A 21674-nucleotide genomic window follows, 5' to 3' on the forward strand; every position below is an offset into this window, starting at 1 on the left:
CATAGGCTTTACTGAACAGTACTGGGATGTAAAGCCTGCATTTAGGCTTGGGAGGTGCGTATGGCTAACTTTATAGATAGACGATTAAATGCTAAAGGAAAAAGCACGGTTAATCGTCAACGATTTATTGAACGATATAAAACCCAAATAAAAAAAGCCGTCAGTGATGCAGTGACTAGACGCAGTGTGACTGATATTGATAAAGGAGAACAGATTAGTATTCCAACTCGGGATATTAGTGAACCATCGTTTAGACAAGGACAAGGTGGTAGCCGTGAAAGAATTCACCCAGGCAACGACCAATTTAATCGCGGCGATAAAATAGCCCGCCCTCAAGGTGGACAAGCAGGCGGCTCTGGTGACGGTGATGCTTCTGATTCTGGTGAAGGTCAGGAAGATTTTGTCTTTCAAATATCAAAAGATGAGTATCTTGAACTGTTATTTGAAGATTTAGAATTACCCAACTTACAGAAAAACCGCTTAAATAAATTGGTTGAGTATCAAACGTATCGTGCAGGATTTACCAATGATGGGGTACCTGCAAATATCAATATTATTCGTTCATTACGCTCATCTTTAGCCAGAAGAATAGCCATGAGCGGCAGTAAGAAAAAGCGACTTAACCTACTTGTGCAACAGCTTGCTGAACTTGAAAACACCCCCGGAGCCAAAGCCGAGCTTATTTTGGACTTAAAAGCTCAAATTGACATATTACAAAAACAAATTGCTAAAGTGCCTTTTATCGACACCTTTGATTTACGCTTCAACAATTACGCAAAGCGAGAAAAACCCTCAAGCCAAGCGGTGATGTTTTGCTTAATGGATGTCTCTGGTTCAATGGATCAGGCAACCAAAGATATGGCCAAGCGTTTTTATATCTTGCTGTATCTTTTTTTAACTCGTACGTATAAAAACCTCGAGGTGGTTTACATACGCCACCATACCCAAGCTAAAGAAGTCGATGAGCAGGAGTTTTTTTACTCCCAGGAAACCGGCGGCACAATAGTGTCGAGTGCTTTAAAATTAATGCATGAAATCCAACAAGCACGTTACCCCGCCAGTGAATGGAATATTTATGCCGCGCAAGCATCTGATGGTGACAATTGGTCAGACGATTCACCCGTGTGTAAAAACTTGCTTAGTCAGCATATTTTACCTTTAGTGAGGTACTTTAGTTACATTGAAATAACCCATAGACCTCACCAGAGTTTATGGCAGGAATATCAACAATTGCAACAAAGCTTCGATAATATAGCGGTACAAAATATTAAGCAAGTTGATGATATTTACCCGGTATTTAGAGAACTCTTTAAAAAACAAGCTGTATAGGAGGCACTATGGATACATCTTCCCGTTCGCCTTTAAGCGATGGTCCAGAGTGGACTTTTGACTTGTTACAGGCATACCTTCATGAAATTGAAGTGGCGGCTAAATTTTTTAAAATTGATGCTTACCCCAATCAAATTGAAATTATTACCGCAGAACAAATGATGGACGCCTATGCAGGAATTGGAATGCCTATCGGATATACCCATTGGTCATTTGGAAAACGTTTTATTGAAACAGAACAGGGTTACCGCCGCGGACAGATGGGACTGGCCTATGAAATAGTAATTAATTCTGATCCGTGTATCGCTTATTTAATGGAAGAAAATACCATTACTATGCAAGCGTTAGTGATGGCTCACGCCAATTTTGGGCACAATAGCTTTTTTAAAAATAACTATTTATTTAAAACCTGGACAGACGCGAGTTCAATTATTGATTATTTGGTTTTTGCTAAAAACTATATTCATCAATGCGAGCTAAAGCATGGCGTTGAGCAAGTAGAACTAACCATTGATTCATGCCACGCCTTAATGAATTACGGTGTAGATCGTTACAAACGTCCTTCTGAAATATCTTTTAGTGAGGAACAGGCTAGACAGGAAGAACGTGAGGCTTATTTACAAAGTCAAGTCAACGACCTGTGGCGCACAGTGCCCACCAGCAACCAAGAGCAAACCACTAAAAAAAGTAAACAATTTCCGTCAGAACCTCAAGAGAACCTTTTGTATTTTATTGAGAAAAATGCACCACTTCTAGAACCCTGGCAACGTGAGATAGTGCGCATTGTGAGAAAAATGGCACAATATTTTTATCCGCAAAAACAAACCCAGGTAATGAATGAAGGTTGGGCTACTTTTTGGCACTACACTATTTTAAATCGCTTATATGATACAGGAAAAGTCACCGACAGATTTATGCTGGAGTTTTTGCGCAGCCACACAGCAGTAGTAGCTCAACCTGCCTACAACAGCCCTTACTACAACGGCATAAACCCCTATGCTTTAGGTTTTAGTATGTTTGTTGATATTAGGCGTATTTGTGAAAACCCTACCGATGAGGATAAACTCTGGTTTCCAGATATTGCTGGCAGCGATTGGTTAACTACCCTGCACTTTGCAATGAAAAACTTTAAAGATGAAAGTTTTATCAGCCAGTATTTGTCGCCTAAAGTTATCCGCGATTTTAAATTGTTTGGCATATTAGATGATGAAAAACGTACAGAGTTAAATGTGTCAGCAATACATAATGAACAGGGTTATCAAGAAATTCGTCAAATGCTGTCGCAACAATATAACTTAGCGAATATTGAGCCTAACATTCAAGTACAACATGTCGACATTAATGGTGACCGTTCTCTAACTTTACGTTACACACCGCACAATGACATACCTTTAGCCAATAACCATGCCGAAGTATTGAAGCATTTACACCGATTATGGAAGTTTAAAGTCAGTATTGAACAAGTCGATCATGCTAATAAAGTGTCGGTTTTATCAAGCTGTCCGGATTCTAAAACTGATACTGGAGATCAAAAGAGCACTATATTCTCCCAATAGAATTCTTAACAAATAGTCTAGCCTTGTAAACAGATCCAATGTATCAGTCTCAATTACATCGATAAACATCAGCAACCTCTTCTCATCAATGGCCAGTAACTTGTTAATCAAAGTTGCTGGCCAGCTACTTTCGTGCAATCAATAAACTAATACTGTTATTAATATATTTATTGATAAAGTCGCTATTATAGTCACTAGCTGATTTATAATATTGAACCTCACACCGATCATTATTAGTACATTAAGTCAAACTTAACAAATATTAGTTATTCTCACCAATTATTTAACATTATAACTAGCTCTATAAATTCAACGAAGTCACCCGCAAACAAAATTTACGCTAAGCCTTTGTAAGTAAACTATTTATTATTTTGGCACAATTAATGCTTTCAACGTTCATAAACTTATTATTAATTGTTACAAAAGTCAGCGTGACGGCAGCATTTATTGGCGTAGTCTTATTCTTAAGCTACCGCTAAATAATCGCAAGGTAGCACTTGGCTTCACTATAAAGGCAGGTACCCATGGACAGGTTTCAATCCGTTAAAAAAGTTGTTATTCCTTTTTGTTGTTTAGTAATGTTAGCTGGTTGTACAGGAGATGAAGAGCAAGTAAAAGAAGAAGAAAAATTTGCTGTTCCAGTAGAAACAACCTTTGTTGAACAAGGTGATGTGTCTTCGTTTTACAGTACCACTGCAACCTTAGAAGCCCCACAAGAAGCCCATGTGATGACTCGTATTTCTGGCTTAATAAATACTATCAATGTTGAAGAAGGTGATCGGGTAATTAAAGGGCAAGTATTAGCAGTTATTGATGCAAAACGCCAACAGTATGACTTCAATCGCTCTCAGGCTGAAGTTCAAATCATTGAGCAAGAATTAAATCGTCTGCGCAAAATGGATAATAAAGAGTTCATTAGCCAAGACACAATGGCAAAATTAGAGTTTAACCTGCAAGCAGCTGTCGCCCAGCGAGATCTTGCTGAACTACAGGTACAAGAAAGTCGTATTGTCTCCCCGATTGATGGAGTGGTCGCTAAGCGTTACGTAAAGCAAGGCAATACCGTTAAAGAGTTTGACGAACTTTTCTATGTTGTGAACCAAGACCAATTATACGGTATTGTCCATCTACCAGAGCAGCAACTGCCTAGTTTACGATTAGGACAACATGCCAGTGTTCGTCAAAATCAACACAGTACCAATATAATAGATGCTACCGTACTGCGTATTAGCCCCATAGTTGATGCCCAAAGCGGTACCTTTAAAGTCACTTTGAATGTTCCCAACAACAGTGGACAGTTAAAAGCAGGTATGTTTACCCGGGTTGAAATTAAATATGATACCCATAACAACGTGATTACCGTGCCTTATAACGCATTGATAAATCAAGATGACACTCAAGCTATCTATGTTATTAAAGACACTGTGGCTGAGAGACGAGAGGTAAATTTAGGATATCGTCAAGATAATACGATTGAGATTACCTCTGGAGTGATATTAGGCGAGCAAATCGTTATCCGTGGTCAGCAAAACTTAAAAGATCAATCACTGGTCGAAGTGATAAATCCTCTAAACGTAGCTGCTATTAGATAACGGAGCGACCCTATGTCAATCATTAATACTGCTGTCAACCGTCCTGTGACGGTGTGGATGTTCATGCTTGCGGTAATGTTATTTGGTATGGTCGGCTTTAGTCGACTTGCGGTAATGTTATTGCCAGATCTAAGTTATCCCAGCGTCACTATTCGTACCGCCTATGATGGCGCAGCTCCAGTTGAAATTGAGCAACTCGTGTCTAAACCCATTGAAGAAGCGGTTGGCGTTGTTAAAGGCTTACGTAAAATCAGCTCTATTTCACGCTCAGGTATGTCAGATGTTGTCCTAGAGTTTGAATGGGGCAGCAATATGGACATGGCCAGTCTTGAAGTGCGTGAAAAACTAGACACCATTGAACTGCCATTGGACATCAATAAACCATTGTTATTAAGGTTTAACCCTAATCTTGACCCAATAATGCGCTTAGCCTTTTCAGTACCCGATGCGTCAGAGAAAAATTTAAAACAAATGCGTACCTTTGCCGAAGAGGAATTAAAACGCCGCTTAGAAGCGCTATCAGGGGTGGCTGCAGTAAGATTGTCTGGCGGGCTTGAGCAAGAAGTTCATATTCTCCTTAATCAACAAAAGCTTAGCCAGCTGAACTTAAATGCGGATGATATTAAACAAAGAATCAATCAAGAAAACATCAATCTGTCCGCGGGTAAAGTGATTCAAAGTGACAAAGAGTATTTGGTTAGAACTTTAAATCAATTTAATTCACTAGAAGAACTGGGCAATGTCATCATCTTCCGTAATGACCAAACCCTGGTTCGCCTTAATGAAGTGGCTGAAATAAGTGATGCTTATAAAGAACGCAGTGATATCACTCGTATTGGTGACGTCGAATCTATCGAACTCGCTATTTACAAAGAAGGTGATGCCAATACAGTTACCGTTGCTAAAAAACTTCAGGCTGAGCTGGCATTAATCAACAAAGCTGATGAAAATAAGCAGCTGAATATTATTTATGATCAATCAGAGTTTATTGAAAGCGCAGTCAATGAGGTTACTTCATCGGCATTAATTGGCAGCGTGCTTGCCATGTTGGTCATTTACCTATTCTTGCGCAATATCGTCGCTACCCTGATCATTTCTATCTCTATCCCGTTCTCGGTCATTGCCACCTTTAATATGATGTATTTTGCTGATATCAGTCTCAATATCATGTCGTTAGGCGGTATTGCACTCGCTATCGGGCTGTTAGTTGATAACGCCATCGTGGTGTTAGAAAATATTGACCGTTATCAATCACAAGGTATGAGTAAAATTGAAGCGGCGGTTACTGGGTGTAAAGAAGTTTCAGGAGCAATATTTGCCTCCACATTAACGACATTAGCCGTATTTGTGCCGTTAGTGTTTGTCGATGGCATAGCAGGGGCATTATTCGCAGATCAAGCTCTCACCGTCACCTTTGCTTTGTTAGCTTCATTGTTTATTGCTTTAACAGCAATACCTATGCTGGCTTCTCGCCAAGGGTTTAAAAGCTTACCTGCGCCAACTGAAACACCCATCAAAACTATCCCACAATCGAAACTAGGTAAAACCGGTTATTACACTCTTGCCGTTATATCTTGGCCATTCAAGTTGTTGTTTAGTTATATACCCGCAGGTTTATTAACTTTCGGCTTACTGGCTATCCGCTTTTTCAGTTGGTTAATAGGCTTAGTCATGCGCCCACTCGCCAGTGCGTTCAATTATGTTTATGACGCCTTAGCTATAGTGTATGACGGTTTACTGAATAAAGTACTCAAACAAAAAGGGCTTACACTACTGATTGCCCTTAGCATTACTTTAGGCGCAGGAGGTTTATTGCCTAAACTGGGCATGGAACTTATTCCACCAATGAATCAAGGTGAGTTCTATGTAGAGCTATTATTACCACCAGGAACCGAGGTCAGTGAAACAGACAAAGTATTACAGCAGTTAGCCTTGAGCATTAACGATAACCCAGATGTAAAACACACCTTCAGCCAGGCTGGCAGTGGCGGATTAATGACATCAGATACCGCCAGAGGTGGTGAAAACTGGGGGCGTTTACAGGTTGTACTGGCCAATCCTAGTGCATTTGACGCTGTGGCTCATATTTTAAGGCAAACCGCTAAAAAAATACCCGAGTTAGACGCTAAAATTGAGCAACCTGAGTTATTCAGTTTTAAAACACCATTAGAAATTGAATTATCTGGCTATGATTTAGCACAGTTGAAGCAAAGCGCCGACACTTTAGTGAGCGCGTTAAGCCAATCAGCACGCTTTACCGATTTAAATACCACGCTGCGCGATGGCCAACCTGAAATCAGTATTCAGTTTGATCACCAAAGGCTTGCAGCATTGGGTATGGATGCCCCTACCGTAGCACGTCGTATTGCGCAACGTGTTGGCGGAACAGTTGCCAGCCAGTACACAGTGCGCGATCGTAAAGTGGATATTTTAGTTCGCAGCGAGCTGTCAGAGCGCGATCAGATAAGTGATATTGACTCACTTATCATCAACCCTAACAGTGACCAGCCTATTCCGCTAAGTGCAGTAGCAGAGATTAAATTACAGGTTGGTCCATCTGCGATTAACCGTATTAGTCAGCAACGTGTTGCTATTGTGTCAGCAAACCTAGGTTTTGGTGATTTAAGCGATGCGGTGGTAGAAGCAAAACAGATTTTAAGCCAACAACAATTTCCCTCTTCAATTCAGTCCTCTTTTGGTGGCCAAAATGAAGAAATGGAACATTCATTTAGCTCATTGAAAATTGCATTATTGTTAGCGATATTTTTAGTCTATCTGGTTATGGCCAGTCAATTTGAATCATTGCTACATCCATTACTGATCTTAATTGCTGTTCCTATGGCGGTTGCCGGTAGTATTTTAGGCTTATTCATCACCAACACCCATTTAAGTATAGTGGTGTTTATTGGACTGATTATGTTAGCCGGTATCGTAGTCAATAACGCTATCGTATTAGTTGATAGAATTAACCAATTGCGTCGGGAAGGAATAGAAAAAATCAGCGCTATTGAACAAGCTGCTAAATCACGTTTGCGCCCTATTTTAATGACAACATTAACCACAGCGCTGGGGTTATTACCTATGGCGATTGGTATTGGCGATGGCAGCGAAGTACGTGCTCCTATGGCGATTACGGTTATCTTTGGCTTACTGGTTTCAACATTACTGACTTTGTTGGTGATCCCTTGTTTATATGCCCTGTTTGACCAGAAGTCTTATGCCACAGAGTCAGAGCAGGCAGTATCAGCAGAGGCAACGGTATGAACCTTACCAAACTAGCGTTAAAACGCCCTGTCACCACCAGCATGTTCTTTGTCGCTATTATGCTATTTGGTATGGCGGCAAGCAGAATGTTGCCGTTAGAAATGTTCCCTGGTATCGACATTCCTCAAATCATGGTGCAAGTGCCTTATAAAGGTTCAAGCCCAGCTGAAGTAGAACGCGATATTACCAAAGTACTTGAAGAAGCCTTAGCCACCATGGGCGGCATTGAAGAGTTGCATTCTGACTCCACCCAAGATGGTGCTTATATTCAAATGAATATGAAATGGGGAGAAGCTGTTGCCACTAAAAGCTTAGAAGTACGTGAGAAAATTGACTCGGTTAGGCACCTTTTACCCAAAGATGTTGAACGGGTGATGATCCAGCAATTCTCTACCGCCGATATGCCGGTGCTCACCATCAGGATATCCAGCGAACGTGAACTATCTAACGCCTTTGATTTACTCGACAAACAACTTCGTAAACCTCTTGAAAGAGTCGAAGGAGTATCAAAGGTCACTTTATACGGCGTTGAACAAAAGCAAATTGATATACGAGTTAATGCCGACAAATTAGTTGCCAGTGGTATTAGTAATCAACAACTGCAAACCAGCTTGTCAGCACAAAATTTTGTCATCAACGCTGGCACATTAAGAAGCAATGGCAATGTGTTTCAAGTATCGCCTAAGGGTGAGTTTACCAGTTTAGATGATATCACCCGCTTAGTGCTTATTCCTGGTATCACGTTAGGCGACATCGCTACAGTTAAATTTGCCTTACCAGAAAAAATTGAAGGTCGTCATTTAGATCAAAGATACGCCGTGGGTATCGACGTGTTTAAAGAATCAGGGTCTAATTTAGTCGAAGTATCTGATCGTGTTATGAAGGTCATTGAAAAAACCAAGCAAGATAAGCAATTCAATGGCGTTAAGTTGTTTATTATGGAAGATCAGGCCTTTGGCGTGAAATCTTCATTACAAGATTTACTGTTATCCGGTTTATTGGGTGCGCTATTATCTTTTGGCGTACTGTATTTATTCTTACGCAATTTAAAGATGACGTTAGTGGTGGTCTCTTCTGTGCCTATATCACTTTGTATGACCTTAGCTGGAATGTACTTTTTTGGATATAGCCTCAATATTCTATCCATGATGGGATTATTGCTCGCCGTGGGTATGCTTATTGATAATGCGGTAGTAGTGACTGAGAGTGTATTACAAGAAAAACAAGCTGGTCATATAGATGATACCCAGCAAACTAAAGCCAATGAGCGTGCTGTGTTAACAGGGGTAGATAAAGTCTCCCTTGCGGTGTTAGCGGGTACATTGACCACAGCCATTGTATTTTTACCTAATATCTTTGGCGTTAAAGTACAGCTAACTATTTTTCTTGAGCACGTTGCCATTGCGATTTGTATTTCATTAGCCGCATCGTTGTTAGTGGCTAAAACACTTATCCCGTTAATGCTGAACAGCTTCCACTTCGATATTAAGACAGATGATAAGCAAGGCAAAATGGCGGCATTTTATGAGCGCAGCTTGTCTTGGGTATTAACTAGACCTAAGCGTTCTGGTGTTATTGCCGTACTTATTTTAGCCTCAACGGCCTTGCCACTCAGTATGGTTCAGCAAGATCAAAATGACGGCGAAGGCAATGACCGCCTTTATATTAACTATCAGCTAGAGGGACGTCACGCCCTTAGGGTAACCGAAGCGCTTGTCAGTGAAATGGAGGCTTATCTATATGCCAATAAAGAGAAATTTTTTATTGATGCCGTATACAGTTACTATGCCCCACATGATGCGCAATCTACCATTATTTTGCAAAAAGATATCCCTATTGAAACATCTCAACTGAAAAAAATGATCAGAGAAGGGTTTCCTAAATTCTCCATTGCCACGCCACAATTTGGTTGGGGCAATGAGCAAAATGGAATACGTGTCACCTTAACAGGTCGCTCAACTTCAGAACTGATTAACTTAAGTAATCAAGTCGTGCCATTGCTTAATGGAATTGAAGGATTAGTGGACGTCCGCTCGGAAGTGAATAGTGCCCAGCAAGAAGTTGTGGTGATAATTGACAGGGAAATGGCCGCGAGACTTGACGTGCAATTAAGTGAAGTGGCGTCAAGTATTGCATTGGCATTAAGAGGCACACCACTGAGATCATTTAGACACGACCCATCTGGTGAGCTGCGAATTGAACTGGCCTACGATAAGCTATGGCAGTATTCACTTGAGCAGTTAAAACAGCTACCTGTGTTACGACAACAGGACAGGGTTTACACCTTAGACAGCCTTGCACAAATAAAAATTGTGCCTCGTTTTGACAGTATCAAACATTATAATCGCCAAACGGCCTTATCTATTGGTGCCAATCTAGATAAGTTAACCACTGAGGAAGCACAGGAAAAAATAACCCACATTATGGATTCGGTTAATTTCCCCTACGGATACAGTTATTCATTGCGGGGCGGATTTGAGCGCCAAGATGAAGATCAAAACATCATGGCAGTTAATATGATATTAGCTATAGTGATGATTTATATCGTTATGGCAGCATTATTCGAATCATTGTTATTGCCTACGGCAATTATCACCTCTATTTTATTTTCAATTACCGGGGTGTTTTGGGCCTTATGGTTCACCGCAACGCCTATGTCTGTTATGTCCATGATAGGGATCCTTATCTTAATGGGGATCGTAGTGAACAACGGCATTGTGTTAGTAGACCAAATTAATCAAATGACCCCTGCGCTGGATAAGCTGTCGGATACTATATTAAGTGTCTGTAGCACCCGTTTACGTCCAGTACTGATGACGGTGGCCACAACGGTATTAGGTTTAGTGCCATTGGCCATGGGGGATACACAAATTGGCGGTGGCGGCCCCCCTTATTCACCTATGGCAATAGCCATTATTGGCGGGTTAACCTTTTCCACTGTCACCAGTTTGTACCTTGTGCCATTGTGTTATCAAGCGCTATATAGAGTTCGCCATAACGCGGCCATTAGATTAGGTCTAGCTGACAAATTTGCCAAAAAACTGCTACCTTGGACTCGGTAGCAGTAATGTGTAAATGATATTTTAATAGACTATATTAAGGAAAAATTATGCCGTTAAGTGCTTTAAACCAAAAAACAAAGCGTAAACCGCTCGCAAACTTACTTGCCTTAACAGTGCTGGCAAGTATGACGCTTAGCGGTCAGAGCTTTGCCGATGACAAATTTAAAGATGTCACTATTACCTCAAAGCAGCTCACCGATACCACCTTTATGTTCACAGGTTCCGGTGGCAATATTGGCGTATCGGCTGGTACTGACGGTATATTGATTATTGATGACCAATTTGCCCCGCTGGCGGAAAAAATTACCGCATCGCTTAATAATATTCAGCCCGGTGTGCCTAAATATATCGTCAACACCCACTACCACGGCGACCATACTGGCGGTAATGCTCACTTTGGTGAAAAAGGCACTATTTTAGCTCACCATAATGTCTTGAAGCGTTTAGCTTCAGATAGCAATACTCCAAAAAGTGCCCTTCCTGTCATCACATACACTGACAGTATCTCGATACATTTTAATCAAGATACGCTCGATGTCATCCATTTAGGCCCTGGACACACTGATGGAGACAGCGTAGTTCATTGGCAAAACGCCAATATTATCCATATGGGCGATTTATACTTTAAAGATAGATTCCCCTATATTGACCTAGACGGTGGTGGCTCTGTTTTAGGTTATCGCGATAATATCGCTATCATATTAGATAGAATAGATGACAAAACTCAGATCATTCCGGGTCATGGAGATTTAGCTAATAAAACTGAATTACTCAAGTTTAAACATATGCTTGATGACAGTATTAACTGGATAAAAGCGGAAAAAGCTAAAGGTAACACCTTAGCCCAGATAAAAAAGATGGGCGTACCTAAAGCATACCAAGATTGGAGTTGGGCATTTATCAATGGCGATAAGTGGATAGAGACACTTTACAATGGCTTGTAAGGATATATAACCGACCATCAGCATAAAACGGCTAGCTTTCATGTTAGCCGTTTTTATTGATGCACAGTAATGATAATAACTAGCCTTAACTCATATTAAGGGGACAATAACACACCCCAGCTGAACCATCTTCCTCTCGTTACTATCATACTAGCCATTAAGTTTACTCACCAGAGGCATTAATGCCCCTGTAAATGACCCTGTAGTTTGACTATTGCAAGTTAATACAACACAGTTAGCAACACCAAATTCTGTTTAATAACCGTGTGTATTTCAGCTAAGGTTAATTACTTAACTTACGCAGTTGTCTCTAGTCGATTCTCCGTTTCTTCTGCAGGTAACTCATCATTATTTATTTCAATAACTAACCAAGCGGAAAACAGTTTGTAACTCAATGCTAGTACCACTGCCCCAACAAATAAGCCCACTATACCTGACAGTAGCATGCCTCCAATTGCACCCAGTAAAATCACCAGCATTGGAATATCAACACCGCGCCCCATCAATATGGGCTTTAAGAAAGTATCGCTAGTGGCAACCAATAAACTCCAAATCATAAATATTGTCGCTATTGTAGAGCTCTCAACGGTATAAACATAAGCTATCACTGGGCCCAGTATAATGAGTGCAGGTAATTGAACAATGGCTAATATAAGTACTAATAACATCCAAATTCCAGTCCCTGGCACGCCAACCAGCCACATACCGACACCTGACAAAATACATTGAATAAATGCCACACCAATAACACCTTGAACGACACTGCGCACTGTGGCTACCGATAATGAAGCAAACTCGTTGCCATGACTTCCTGCCAACCTAACAGCAATTTTATAGAACATCTGACTTGAACCATCGGCGTTTTTCATGAATACGCCCGCAATAATAATTGAAATAATGAACTGCAACACCGTCAATCCCAAACTGCCTATAGTCGCTGCTGCTGATGCAGAAAAATCAGCAATATATTCTTTATTTTCCTTGAGAACATTTTCTAAATCTGATGATAAGTGCAACCATGACTTGTACAGTTGCTTGCCTATAATTGGCAGTTCGGCTACTGAATCTTTAGGCGGAGGTATAGCAAAGGACCCCTCTTTCATCTCAGTCACAAATTCAGTCGTTCCGCTAACCAAAGCACCAGAAAATATGACACTAGGAACAATTAATAAAGATAACGCTAACAAGGTCACTATTAAACTTGATTTGCCAACAGACAGCTTGGTTTTTTTCGATAGTAATATCACAATGGGATAGAGCGCAATGGCGATAATACCGCCCCATAAAATTGGCATTAAGAAAGGTCTGACAATTTCAAAACACCAAACCACCATTACAAACACCATAGCCACTTTAATAGCCGCATCAACAACAGCATGAGTGAATGCCCCTGAAGTAAAGTCCTGCTTTTTATTCATTTTTTAAATCCTTTATTATTTTTTTAATATTGTTCAGGCTACATGATATTTAACCCAATGAACTCTTGCTTCAGTCTACTTACGTTGCTGCAAAAATGACCAATTACGGGTTTCTAAGTAATATGATGCAATCACCATATAAATACCCACTAAAAAGATTTGAGCTAATCTAACATAAAAATTACTGGCAACATCTGCATCGGCCGATGCAGCTGTTGAACCCACAACAACCAACAGGGTCGAGAATATACCTGCATAAATCGGGGCTTTGGCGGGATCGCTATAAACTTTGTAACCAAACAACATGGCACAAAGCATCGACAAAGCGATATAGAAACTTAGTGTTGGCACTGTGACTAAAAGATTATAAAAAACTATGGCTAACAACCCGCCAATGCCATTGATAATAATTAAAAACAAGCTGACTTTGACACTTTTCTGGCCCGCGGTTTGCTGCGACAAAATAGCGATCATGATCATCGTTAATAAGGCACCGGTAATTTCAAGTAAATAAAAAAAACAAATAATAGGAAAAGCCATTAATAAAGCACGAAAAGCTTCGTGTTCACGAGACTCTTTATCAAGTTCAGGTAGCTGATATTGATCTTTCTGTTCAGCCAAGTCTGGCAGTAATACATGCAATAGCGCAAATATCACCACAGAGACCACACCGGATAAACTTAAGCCATAGGCGACAGCCATCGCAGCACCAGGATGCAGTATGGCCAAATACGGCAGAACGATCGTCGCTACAATAAGAATTAATGCAAAAAAGTTCCATTTTGGGTGGCTAAATAAATAGTAAGCCCACAGCATGCCAACAGCAATTAGAGGTAATAAAATCGACGGATAATGCGTTGGCCCAACACTGACAAGCCACCCCATGGCAAGGGTAACTAACATGGCGATGAGTAGCTCATAGACTGTTTGTACCGTCGGGGCTTGGCGCTCTACTAGAAACTTAGCCACAAATATCGGCACAATATAAGCCAAAGGCCATGAGAAAATAGCCGATACCGCCACAGCGAGACCAATGCCTAAGGCAAACCTTAATACCCGTCGATTGAGTATTTTTTGTGTGAGCGATTCACTCGTATCAATCATCACTCTACCTGACATAAGATAACCAGCTAATTAAGCGGATCCACAATTTACCAAAAACATTGACGATACTACTGTCATCAGTATAAACAATCACATCAGCCTGGCCACCAACACGTTTAAAGCCTTTTGCTATCTCTTTATCAAAAGTTATTGTTACCGGAAAACGTTGAGACTGTCTTAACCATCCAGTTTGACCTGATGCTTGTGCTAATTTACCACTCTGCTCGTTCTGTCCCCAATCAATGCCATAATCAATGAAAGCAACCTTGCCTTTAAACACCTTACCTGGGGCAAAATCTAAAGCAAACTCAACATCATCGCCAGCCTTCATATTACCTAAGCTGTTTTCTCTATAACTGGCTTCAATCCACACATCTTCAGATGAAATAAAGGTCATTATAGGCTGTCCCGCAACGGCATAAACGCCTTCTTTTAATCTAAAATTAGCTGCAACCCCGCTAGTCGGAGCGATAATATGAGTTCTCTCTAGGTTAATCTTAGCTTGTTCAAGTGCTAATAAAGCCGATTTAACATTAGTATTGTTTTCGCCCTCACTGCCTAGTCTCTCTTTCGATTTAGCTAAATCCGCTTGAGCACTGGCTACGCCAGCTTCTGCACTGGATAATTCGGCTCGAGCATTATCGGCATCAGCCTGTGACATCACCCCTTTATCAGCCATAGCAAAAATACGTTTTGACTGAACTTGGGCATTTTTAAGACTTGCTTTAGCACTGGTTACTTTTGCTTCAGAAGCAGTAACATTAGCAGATAATGCCCCCATATTCTGACCAGCCTGTGTGACATTTTGCTGCGCGGTTTGTAATGCTATTTCATAATCAATTGGATTGATTTTAGCTAATACATCTCCCTCTTGTACCAGTGTATTTGGGATAACAGATATCTCGATGACTTCTCCCGAGACTTGTGGAGTAATAGGAACAACAAAGCCTCTTACACGGCCTAAATCGGTTATCGGTATAAATCTATCGGCAATTAAATGAAAAACAAACAAACCGCATACTACCAATAAAATAATATTGGTAACTTTTCTTATTTTTAGTGTTTTAGCATTATCTTTAGCTATATGTTGCTGAGAAGACTCTTTTGTCGCATCTTCAGGCATTGCGAGATCTTCCACGTTTGACGCAGGTTGTTTGTTATCAGTCATACTTATCCTTTACATAACTATTCGGTTTACTGACTTTTCGTCTGTAGATATGGTCCGAAATAGGCAGGGTTACTCAACATATAGGGTAATAGCACCCTAATTAACAATCATATTGAGGTCTTAAATATCATTATCCATAACATAGCTAAATTACTTTATCATTGCCATCTTATTGATTAGGAATCAATAGATCAGCACTCGTATGATGAATCATTTTCATCTTACAAATTAAATATTGTCCCCAAATCACAATCAATCTTGCACTAAAGTGATGATCAAATTCAGATTAAATAGATACCGCACAGTAGATTTAAATCTACTATTAGATTTTTGTACTAATATTGTTTAGCTACAATTTGTAGCACCTAACCCACCTAGCAAAATCGAATATTCACAACGTCGTACCAAACCTAATAGCTAATGCTTTTTTTTGAAAGGATACAAAATGAAACATATATTTATGCTTGTAATTGCCTCTGCCACGGTCTCTTTGGGAGTAACTGCCAAAGACAATCTTGCGGAGCACCATATCGCTGTGTCAGATAAGATCATTGCTGCGCAGCGTGCAGAACTTGCAGAAAACACCCATGGAAAAGGTTTCGGTCCTCAATCACCTCGCGATATTAATTCTTTAGCTGGCAACAATAAAATTGTTTTCAACCAAGCACCGGCTTATACCCAAATGAATCTATGTAATATTCATTTTCATAAAAATGCTGAACATTCTGGTGGAGAATTCACTACCTATGCCGGTAACGGTGACGGTAAAGGTGACTCATCTGGTTTCAAATATTCAGGTAGCTTAAATAAAAAAGACTTATTACCTGTGAAGCAAGCCATTTGTCCGAGTCAGCATGGCGGCCTAACGCCTGGGGATACTATTGAAGTGCATTATGTGCATTCTACCGCTCAAGTAAGCCCTGGCCCGACATTAGGTGCTTGTTTAAGTGAATCGATTAACAATCCACAACTTAGAGTTGAAACTCAAGTTTTTGTATTGGTGAATAATTCAGATGCGTTAGATTTTGGTCAGCTAACCCAATTAGGTCAAAGCGATGGTTATAACCAGGCATTAAATATTCCATCAAATACTGGTGATGCGATTCAATATGCCGGCTCGACAACGGGCCCTGGATATAATGAACAAGGCTCACCGCTTCAAGTATCGTGGAGTGTTCGTCCAAAAGTGGCTCAGGTGAATATCGCCACTGTGGGTAAATGGTGTGAAAGTAATGTGTTCAATGAAGATCATGCCCATGGCGTAAGAAATCTAGTGACGAATCTTGAGTTATTGTCTGCTGCTCAATAGTTTTTTAACACAGTAACTCATTTCTAACTCAGTAACAGTGGCTATCTGGTCACTGTTACATTTTACCTCCTGCTCAAAAACATTAAGTAGCCTTCATTCTACGGCTATCAAACTTTTGGATAAATAAGTTTTACTGACGCCAGTGTTTCAGATTATTTTTATGAAAGTTTACTTTTACCCTACTAAACATCTGAACTCTAATCACTCTAATCACTCTAATCACTCTGATTAGTGTAACTAGTCCAATACTTCATGGATACTTATTGCCTGCCGCAAGCTCGTCCATGTGGGCTTAACCAAAACAAATAACATCCATGTTAAACAGCCAGTTCGGCATCCATGCCTCTCGCTCACAAATGTTTCACTTAGTGAAACTTCGCCCTGTTTTGGATACTCGCTGGCTCATCTGAACCTCAATTATTATCTCTTCGATTTAGCGGCATAGATAACTGTAGGAAAGCGATATAAAAGCTGCTCGGTTAACTCCCTTTTGGACAAAAGTGAGTTAGAGTAATCAAACTAATGTAGTCTCAGCAAATTAGAAAATGTATTCTTAGCGTCTAATGTTGCGGCCAATAATTCTTAGCCACTACAGTGGAATAAACAGGATGCGAGTTAGTTTTTGCTCTAACAAGTAAAGGAGCCCAAATGTATTACAACTTTTCTTTATTTTGAATAAAAGAGCACTAGTAATTATCAGACGTTAATAAACGGACTTGTGGTGCTGCAACCAAATTAATATTATTTACCCAACCAATTGGGTCTATTTTGTTGCAAAAAAGATGATGTAGTATTTATTTTCAGTTACTTAGCGAGTAGAATATTCCTGCATTAGGCTTAAAGAGCCAAGGATGGTCGGTAAAGAATTTACAGGGCAGTAAAGATACTTCGCGCTTGTTTAATCCATTTCCCGCCCCATTCCAACTCAAAAAAAGCTTAACCATCTGATTAAATTATTAAAAAAATTTAAATTGATTCTTTTGGTTTAGCCATTAGATCAAAATAAAAATAATGTAGTAAGGATATTACATGACCTTAGTTCCAAATAAGTGGCTAGTACCCGTCGCGATAGCTATCACGTTATCATTAACGGCTTGTGGTGGTAGCTCAAATTCAGCCGATACTGAAGTAATTTCACCTCCTCCACCACCGCCTCCTCCACCGCCACCTCCACCGCCACCTCCACCGCCACCTCCACCGCCACCTCCACCGCCGCCTCCACCGCCGCCTCCACCGCCGCCGGTGACTGTAGGTTTGTCTGGTAAGGTCATTGACGGTTATGTGTCTGGTGCAACTGTGTGGTTAGATATAAATGGCAACAGTATTTTTGATGTAGATAGCGAGCCATCTGCAATATCTGGTGCAGCGGGTGAATATGCGTTTGAGTTCACTCCAGAACATGCTGAATGTGTCCCATATTCAACTATGTATGTGGATGTGCCTGTGGGCACGATAGATGAAGATACTGGCCCTGTGACAGAGGCTTATCAGATGGCATTACCACCTTCTATTACCCCGCTAACAGATGATGAAATCCGTCATATATCACCACTAACATCGCTATTATGGGAGCAAATCTCTGCCAAGCTAAAAGCAGCTCAACAGCCTATCTTAAGCTGTGAGAATTTAAAAAATAATGTTCAGCTCACAAATGACCTGCAAAATGAAATTCGATTAGTAATGATATACTTAGTGACTCATTATAATCTTTCTGAAGCACAAATTTTTGCTGATTTTATCGCCGATAATAATACTCAAGCCTATGAAATAGCTCAGGCTATCGTCAAAGGGTTAAAGGCCTCTTTTGGCCATAAAGCGAATATACAAGCACAATATCCTGACGCTGTAGAAATTCGAGTCATTATTTATCAAGATAAAAATAAGGATGAAAAATATCAATTCGATAATGCTTGGTACCGAGAGACTTTTGTCAGCCTATCAGACGGTTGGATACTGAACATTGTTAAAATGGAACAAGACTTATTTGAAGTCGATATTATCTTGTCTGACGTAGTTGCCCACAATAGTAGTTGGGGAGATCAAACATTCGCGGGAAAATTACAGATCCGTAAAGATGCTTACTACGATATAGAGCGTGGATATAATTGCTCTGCTTCTGAACAAGTCACCTTTAAAAAAGATGATATTGAGTATCAATTAACTAACATCCCTAAATTTAATTCTGTTAATGCAATGTCTGAGTGCACACAAAATCTTGAGGTTCCTCTAGATCGTATGCATACGGTGTCGTTTTCCGAAAATGGCATGGACTACTTTGCTGAATTTATTTTCCGTGAGGCGAATCCTGAATTTGCGTCATTGCCTGACTGGATAAATATGAAGGATAAGGCTCAACAGCTTAATGCTACCGAACTTATCGAGCATTTATCTATTCTGCCAAAGGGCTGGGATGAGCATGTGTCGATTGACACTCACCATTGGCGTAAACGGATGAATAACAGCTTGGTGCAAATTGATAAGAATAGTTTAGGTGAATGGACTAAAGCCACTCTTCAGGATGATGGAACTAAAGTAAATGAGTGCAGTATTGACGGCATTACATGGACTGGTTGTAACTAAAACTATTAGCTGGTCATAGTTTTATAAAAGGCCTTCGCAGGTTATGGCGAAGGCCTTTTCGCATCAAATAAAGTATTAATGCTATCCAGCTCTAATCTCGTCACTCTTTTCAAGTGATTCTCAGGTGAACTATTATTTCTATAAGCTGAGCTTACTTTAGAATAAACATGAGTCAGAACAGTTAAATAGACTAGGATAAATTGACCCTACGGATAAATGCATAGATATAAAAAAGCCCCGACATAATGTCGAGGCTTTTTTATCCATCACTCTATTTTAACTTTGCAATTAAAAGAGTCTAATAATGGTACCCGAGGCCAGACTTGAACTGGCACGCTTATTCAGCGAGGGATTTTAAATCCCTTGTGTCTACCGATTCCACCACTCGGGCAAAACATTTATTTAAACTGAAATGCACAATTTAAATTAAATTTGGAGCGACATATCGGGTTCGAACCGATGACCTATACCTTGGCAAGGTATCGCTCTACCAACTGAGCTAATGTCGCATTTACTTGTTTATTGCAATTTTACTTTTAACACACTTAACTATACTCACCTTGCGGTGAAGTTCCCCTTAGTGCGGGTTCGCATTCTACCGTTTTCACTTTCAGAGTCAATCAATAAAATAACAATTATTGGTTATTTTGAGTTAACTGCTGAATAAACGTTCATCACTGTTTAAAAGTTAACAGATAGACCTAAAAATAGAAAAAGTACCCTAAGGTACTTTTTCTAAATATCCATTCCCTGCTCGTTAAACGACAGCAGGGACTGAGTTATCTATTGGCTATTTGGTAAAGATAACGTGGTTAATCCAAGCATTTTTTGCATAACACCAACAACTTGACAGCTATAACCAAACTCGTTGTCATACCAAACGTATAAAATGGCACGTTTTCCCTCAGCAATAGTCGCTTGAGAATCAATCACACCGGCATAACGTGAACCGACTAAGTCACTTGATACAATTTCTGTCGATTCTGTAAAATCGATTTGATTCTGCAATTCAGACAATAAAGCCATATCTTTTAAGTATTCATTTAAGTCATGACGGTTAGTTTCAGCATTTAAATTGACACTAATTATCGCCATAGACACGTTAGGCGTTGGGACGCGGATCGCATTACCGGTTAATTTACCTTCTAATGCAGGTAGCGCCTTAGACACCGCTTTAGCCGCACCAGTTTCAGTGATCACCATATTAAGTGGGGCACTACGACCACGGCGATCTGCGCTGTGGTAGTTATCAATTAGATTTTGATCATTGGTGTACGAGTGAATTGTTTCCACGTGACCGTTTTCAATACCGTATTTATCGTTTAATGCTTTAAGTACAGGCGTTATTGCATTAGTAGTACAACTGGCCGCAGAGACAATGGTGTCTTCTGGCAGAATATCATTATCATTAACACCGTGAACCACGTTCTTGATTGCGCCACTCGCTGGTGCGGTTAATAATACTTTTGCCGCGCCAGGACTCTTAAGGTGTAAGCCAAGACCGGCTTCGTCTTTCCAAATACCTGTATTATCGACAATCAGCGCATCCTTGATCCCGTATTGGGTATAATCGACTTCATCAGGTGAATTGGCGTAGATAACTTGAATATAAGTACCATTTGCAATAATGGCATTATTTTCTTCATCAATCTCTACTGAACCATTGAAAGGCCCGTGTACTGAATCGCGACGTAATAAACTTGCCCGCTTCTCTAAATCACCCTTCTTACCGCCACGTAACACAATGGCACGTAAGCATAATTTATTACTTTTACCTGTACGTTCAATTAATAAACGCGCGAGTAAACGACCAATACGCCCAAAACCGTATAACACCACGTCACGTGCTGGCGTATCATCACCATAATTTATGCCCGCTGATAACTCAGTAGCCATATACGCTTCTATTTGGCTAGCATCGCTGTGGTCGCGCCAATAATTTACGGCTAATTTACCAATATCGACTTTACACTGCTTGACAGCAAGCTTGCTAAGAGCTTGAATAAATGGGAAGCTTTCACGTAGTCGTAATTTATCACCTACATGACGACGAACCAAACGGTGAGACTTGATGATTTCAATGGTTGATGCGTTTAATAATGGCTTGCCGTATACCACAACTTCGACACCTTGGTTACGATATAACTTACCAAGTAAAGGTTGCATGGCTTCTGCCATTTCAAAACGTTCTTGCCAGCTTTGTAGATGTTTATCTGCGCTCATGTAGGGTTCCTTTATCTCACTTTTCTTTAAATAGTTTTAGAAAGGTTTGAGTAACAAAAAGAAAAGACCAATAATTAGTGTATTGATGGGGAGTCATCCCCGCTAGGTCGGCGTCATTGTAATGA

At 40.2% G+C, this 21674-nt stretch carries 13 protein-coding genes and 2 tRNA genes; 8 read left to right on the forward strand and 7 right to left on the reverse strand.

What is annotated here, in order from left to right:
• Positions 1 to 60 precede the first annotated feature (60 nt).
• From FJ709_RS10145 to FJ709_RS10170, 6 genes are all read left to right on the forward strand, one after another.
• On the forward strand, positions 61 to 1329 hold the full coding sequence (locus tag FJ709_RS10145; protein WP_226409956.1) for a YeaH/YhbH family protein: 1269 nt from the start codon (positions 61 to 63) through the stop codon (positions 1327 to 1329).
• 8 nt (positions 1330 to 1337) lie between these two features.
• Positions 1338 to 2885 (forward strand): SpoVR family protein, encoded by a 1548-nt coding sequence (locus FJ709_RS10150; protein WP_226409957.1) that lies wholly within the window; start codon positions 1338 to 1340, stop codon positions 2883 to 2885.
• Between the two features lie 524 nt (positions 2886 to 3409).
• The gene (locus tag FJ709_RS10155) at positions 3410 to 4477 is read left to right on the forward strand and encodes an efflux RND transporter periplasmic adaptor subunit (protein ID WP_226409958.1); all 1068 of its coding nucleotides are present in this window, start codon (positions 3410 to 3412) and stop codon (positions 4475 to 4477) included.
• A 12-nt stretch (positions 4478 to 4489) separates the two neighbouring features.
• A complete protein-coding gene (locus tag FJ709_RS10160; protein WP_226409959.1) occupies positions 4490 to 7741 on the forward strand; it encodes an efflux RND transporter permease subunit in 3252 nt (1083 codons plus the stop codon).
• Entirely contained in the window at positions 7738 to 10803 is a 3066-nt protein-coding gene (locus tag FJ709_RS10165; protein ID WP_226409960.1) for an efflux RND transporter permease subunit, read from the forward strand. The genes FJ709_RS10160 and FJ709_RS10165 overlap by 4 nt, the downstream gene beginning before the upstream one ends.
• 47 nt (positions 10804 to 10850) lie before the next feature.
• Positions 10851 to 11747 (forward strand): MBL fold metallo-hydrolase, encoded by an 897-nt coding sequence (locus FJ709_RS10170; protein ID WP_226409961.1) that lies wholly within the window; start codon positions 10851 to 10853, stop codon positions 11745 to 11747.
• A 296-nt stretch (positions 11748 to 12043) separates the two neighbouring features.
• Here FJ709_RS10170 and FJ709_RS10175 read toward each other — a convergent pair whose 3' ends face one another.
• The 3 genes from FJ709_RS10175 to FJ709_RS10185 form a co-directional block, all read right to left on the reverse strand.
• Complete coding sequence (locus FJ709_RS10175; protein WP_226409962.1) at positions 12044 to 13165, reverse strand: AI-2E family transporter; 1122 nt, start codon at positions 13163 to 13165, stop codon at positions 12044 to 12046.
• A 75-nt stretch (positions 13166 to 13240) separates the two neighbouring features.
• Positions 13241 to 14269: a DUF2955 domain-containing protein gene (locus FJ709_RS10180; protein ID WP_226409963.1), complete on the reverse strand. Its 1029-nt coding sequence runs from the start codon at positions 14267 to 14269 to the stop codon at positions 13241 to 13243.
• A gap of 4 nt (positions 14270 to 14273) precedes the next feature.
• Positions 14274 to 15437 (reverse strand): HlyD family secretion protein, encoded by a 1164-nt coding sequence (locus FJ709_RS10185; RefSeq protein WP_226409964.1) that lies wholly within the window; start codon positions 15435 to 15437, stop codon positions 14274 to 14276.
• 445 nt (positions 15438 to 15882) lie between these two features.
• Between FJ709_RS10185 and FJ709_RS10190 the strand changes: the two genes are divergently transcribed.
• A complete protein-coding gene (locus tag FJ709_RS10190) occupies positions 15883 to 16746 on the forward strand; it encodes a delta-class carbonic anhydrase (RefSeq protein WP_226409965.1) in 864 nt (287 codons plus the stop codon).
• A gap of 1025 nt (positions 16747 to 17771) precedes the next feature.
• Here FJ709_RS10190 and FJ709_RS10195 read toward each other — a convergent pair.
• On the reverse strand, positions 17772 to 18017 hold the full coding sequence (locus FJ709_RS10195) for a hypothetical protein (RefSeq protein ID WP_226409966.1): 246 nt from the start codon (positions 18015 to 18017) through the stop codon (positions 17772 to 17774).
• Between FJ709_RS10195 and FJ709_RS10200 the strand changes: the two genes are divergently transcribed.
• Positions 18001 to 19326: a hypothetical protein gene (locus tag FJ709_RS10200; RefSeq protein ID WP_226409967.1), complete on the forward strand. Its 1326-nt coding sequence runs from the start codon at positions 18001 to 18003 to the stop codon at positions 19324 to 19326. The two genes, FJ709_RS10195 and FJ709_RS10200, sit on opposite strands and share 17 nt — an antisense overlap.
• A 305-nt stretch (positions 19327 to 19631) precedes the next feature.
• On the opposite strand, the gene FJ709_RS10205 is transcribed toward FJ709_RS10200, so the two are convergent.
• The 3 genes from FJ709_RS10205 to FJ709_RS10215 all read right to left on the reverse strand — a co-directional run bounded on the left by FJ709_RS10205 (position 19632) and on the right by FJ709_RS10215 (position 21549).
• A tRNA-Leu gene (locus FJ709_RS10205) sits at positions 19632 to 19717 on the reverse strand.
• Between the two features lie 42 nt (positions 19718 to 19759).
• Positions 19760 to 19835: transfer RNA gene (locus FJ709_RS10210), tRNA-Gly, on the reverse strand.
• A gap of 274 nt (positions 19836 to 20109) precedes the next feature.
• Positions 20110 to 21549, reverse strand: coding sequence for a glyceraldehyde-3-phosphate dehydrogenase (locus tag FJ709_RS10215; protein WP_226409968.1), 1440 nt, complete (start codon positions 21547 to 21549; stop codon positions 20110 to 20112).
• Between the last annotated feature and the right edge of the window lie 125 nt (positions 21550 to 21674).

Source organism: Shewanella glacialimarina, from assembly GCF_020511155.1.
GTDB classification, from domain to species: Bacteria; Pseudomonadota; Gammaproteobacteria; order Enterobacterales; family Shewanellaceae; genus Shewanella; species Shewanella glacialimarina.

Coding starts and splice junctions, on each gene's coding strand:
- FJ709_RS10180 (WP_226409963.1), bottom strand. CDS start 14,269: ATGATTGATACGAGTGAATCGCTCACACAAAAAATACTCAATCGACGG.
- FJ709_RS10195 (WP_226409966.1), bottom strand. CDS start 18,017: ATGACCTTACCAGACAAACCTACAGTCACCGGCGGCGGTGGAGGCGGC.
- FJ709_RS10170 (WP_226409961.1), top strand. CDS start 10,851: ATGCCGTTAAGTGCTTTAAACCAAAAAACAAAGCGTAAACCGCTCGCA.
- FJ709_RS10160 (WP_226409959.1), top strand. CDS start 4,490: ATGTCAATCATTAATACTGCTGTCAACCGTCCTGTGACGGTGTGGATG.
- FJ709_RS10215 (WP_226409968.1), bottom strand. CDS start 21,549: ATGAGCGCAGATAAACATCTACAAAGCTGGCAAGAACGTTTTGAAATG.
- FJ709_RS10155 (WP_226409958.1), top strand. CDS start 3,410: ATGGACAGGTTTCAATCCGTTAAAAAAGTTGTTATTCCTTTTTGTTGT.
- FJ709_RS10185 (WP_226409964.1), bottom strand. CDS start 15,437: ATGACTGATAACAAACAACCTGCGTCAAACGTGGAAGATCTCGCAATG.
- FJ709_RS10190 (WP_226409965.1), top strand. CDS start 15,883: ATGAAACATATATTTATGCTTGTAATTGCCTCTGCCACGGTCTCTTTG.
- FJ709_RS10145 (WP_226409956.1), top strand. CDS start 61: ATGGCTAACTTTATAGATAGACGATTAAATGCTAAAGGAAAAAGCACG.
- FJ709_RS10150 (WP_226409957.1), top strand. CDS start 1,338: ATGGATACATCTTCCCGTTCGCCTTTAAGCGATGGTCCAGAGTGGACT.
- FJ709_RS10165 (WP_226409960.1), top strand. CDS start 7,738: ATGAACCTTACCAAACTAGCGTTAAAACGCCCTGTCACCACCAGCATG.
- FJ709_RS10175 (WP_226409962.1), bottom strand. CDS start 13,165: ATGAATAAAAAGCAGGACTTTACTTCAGGGGCATTCACTCATGCTGTT.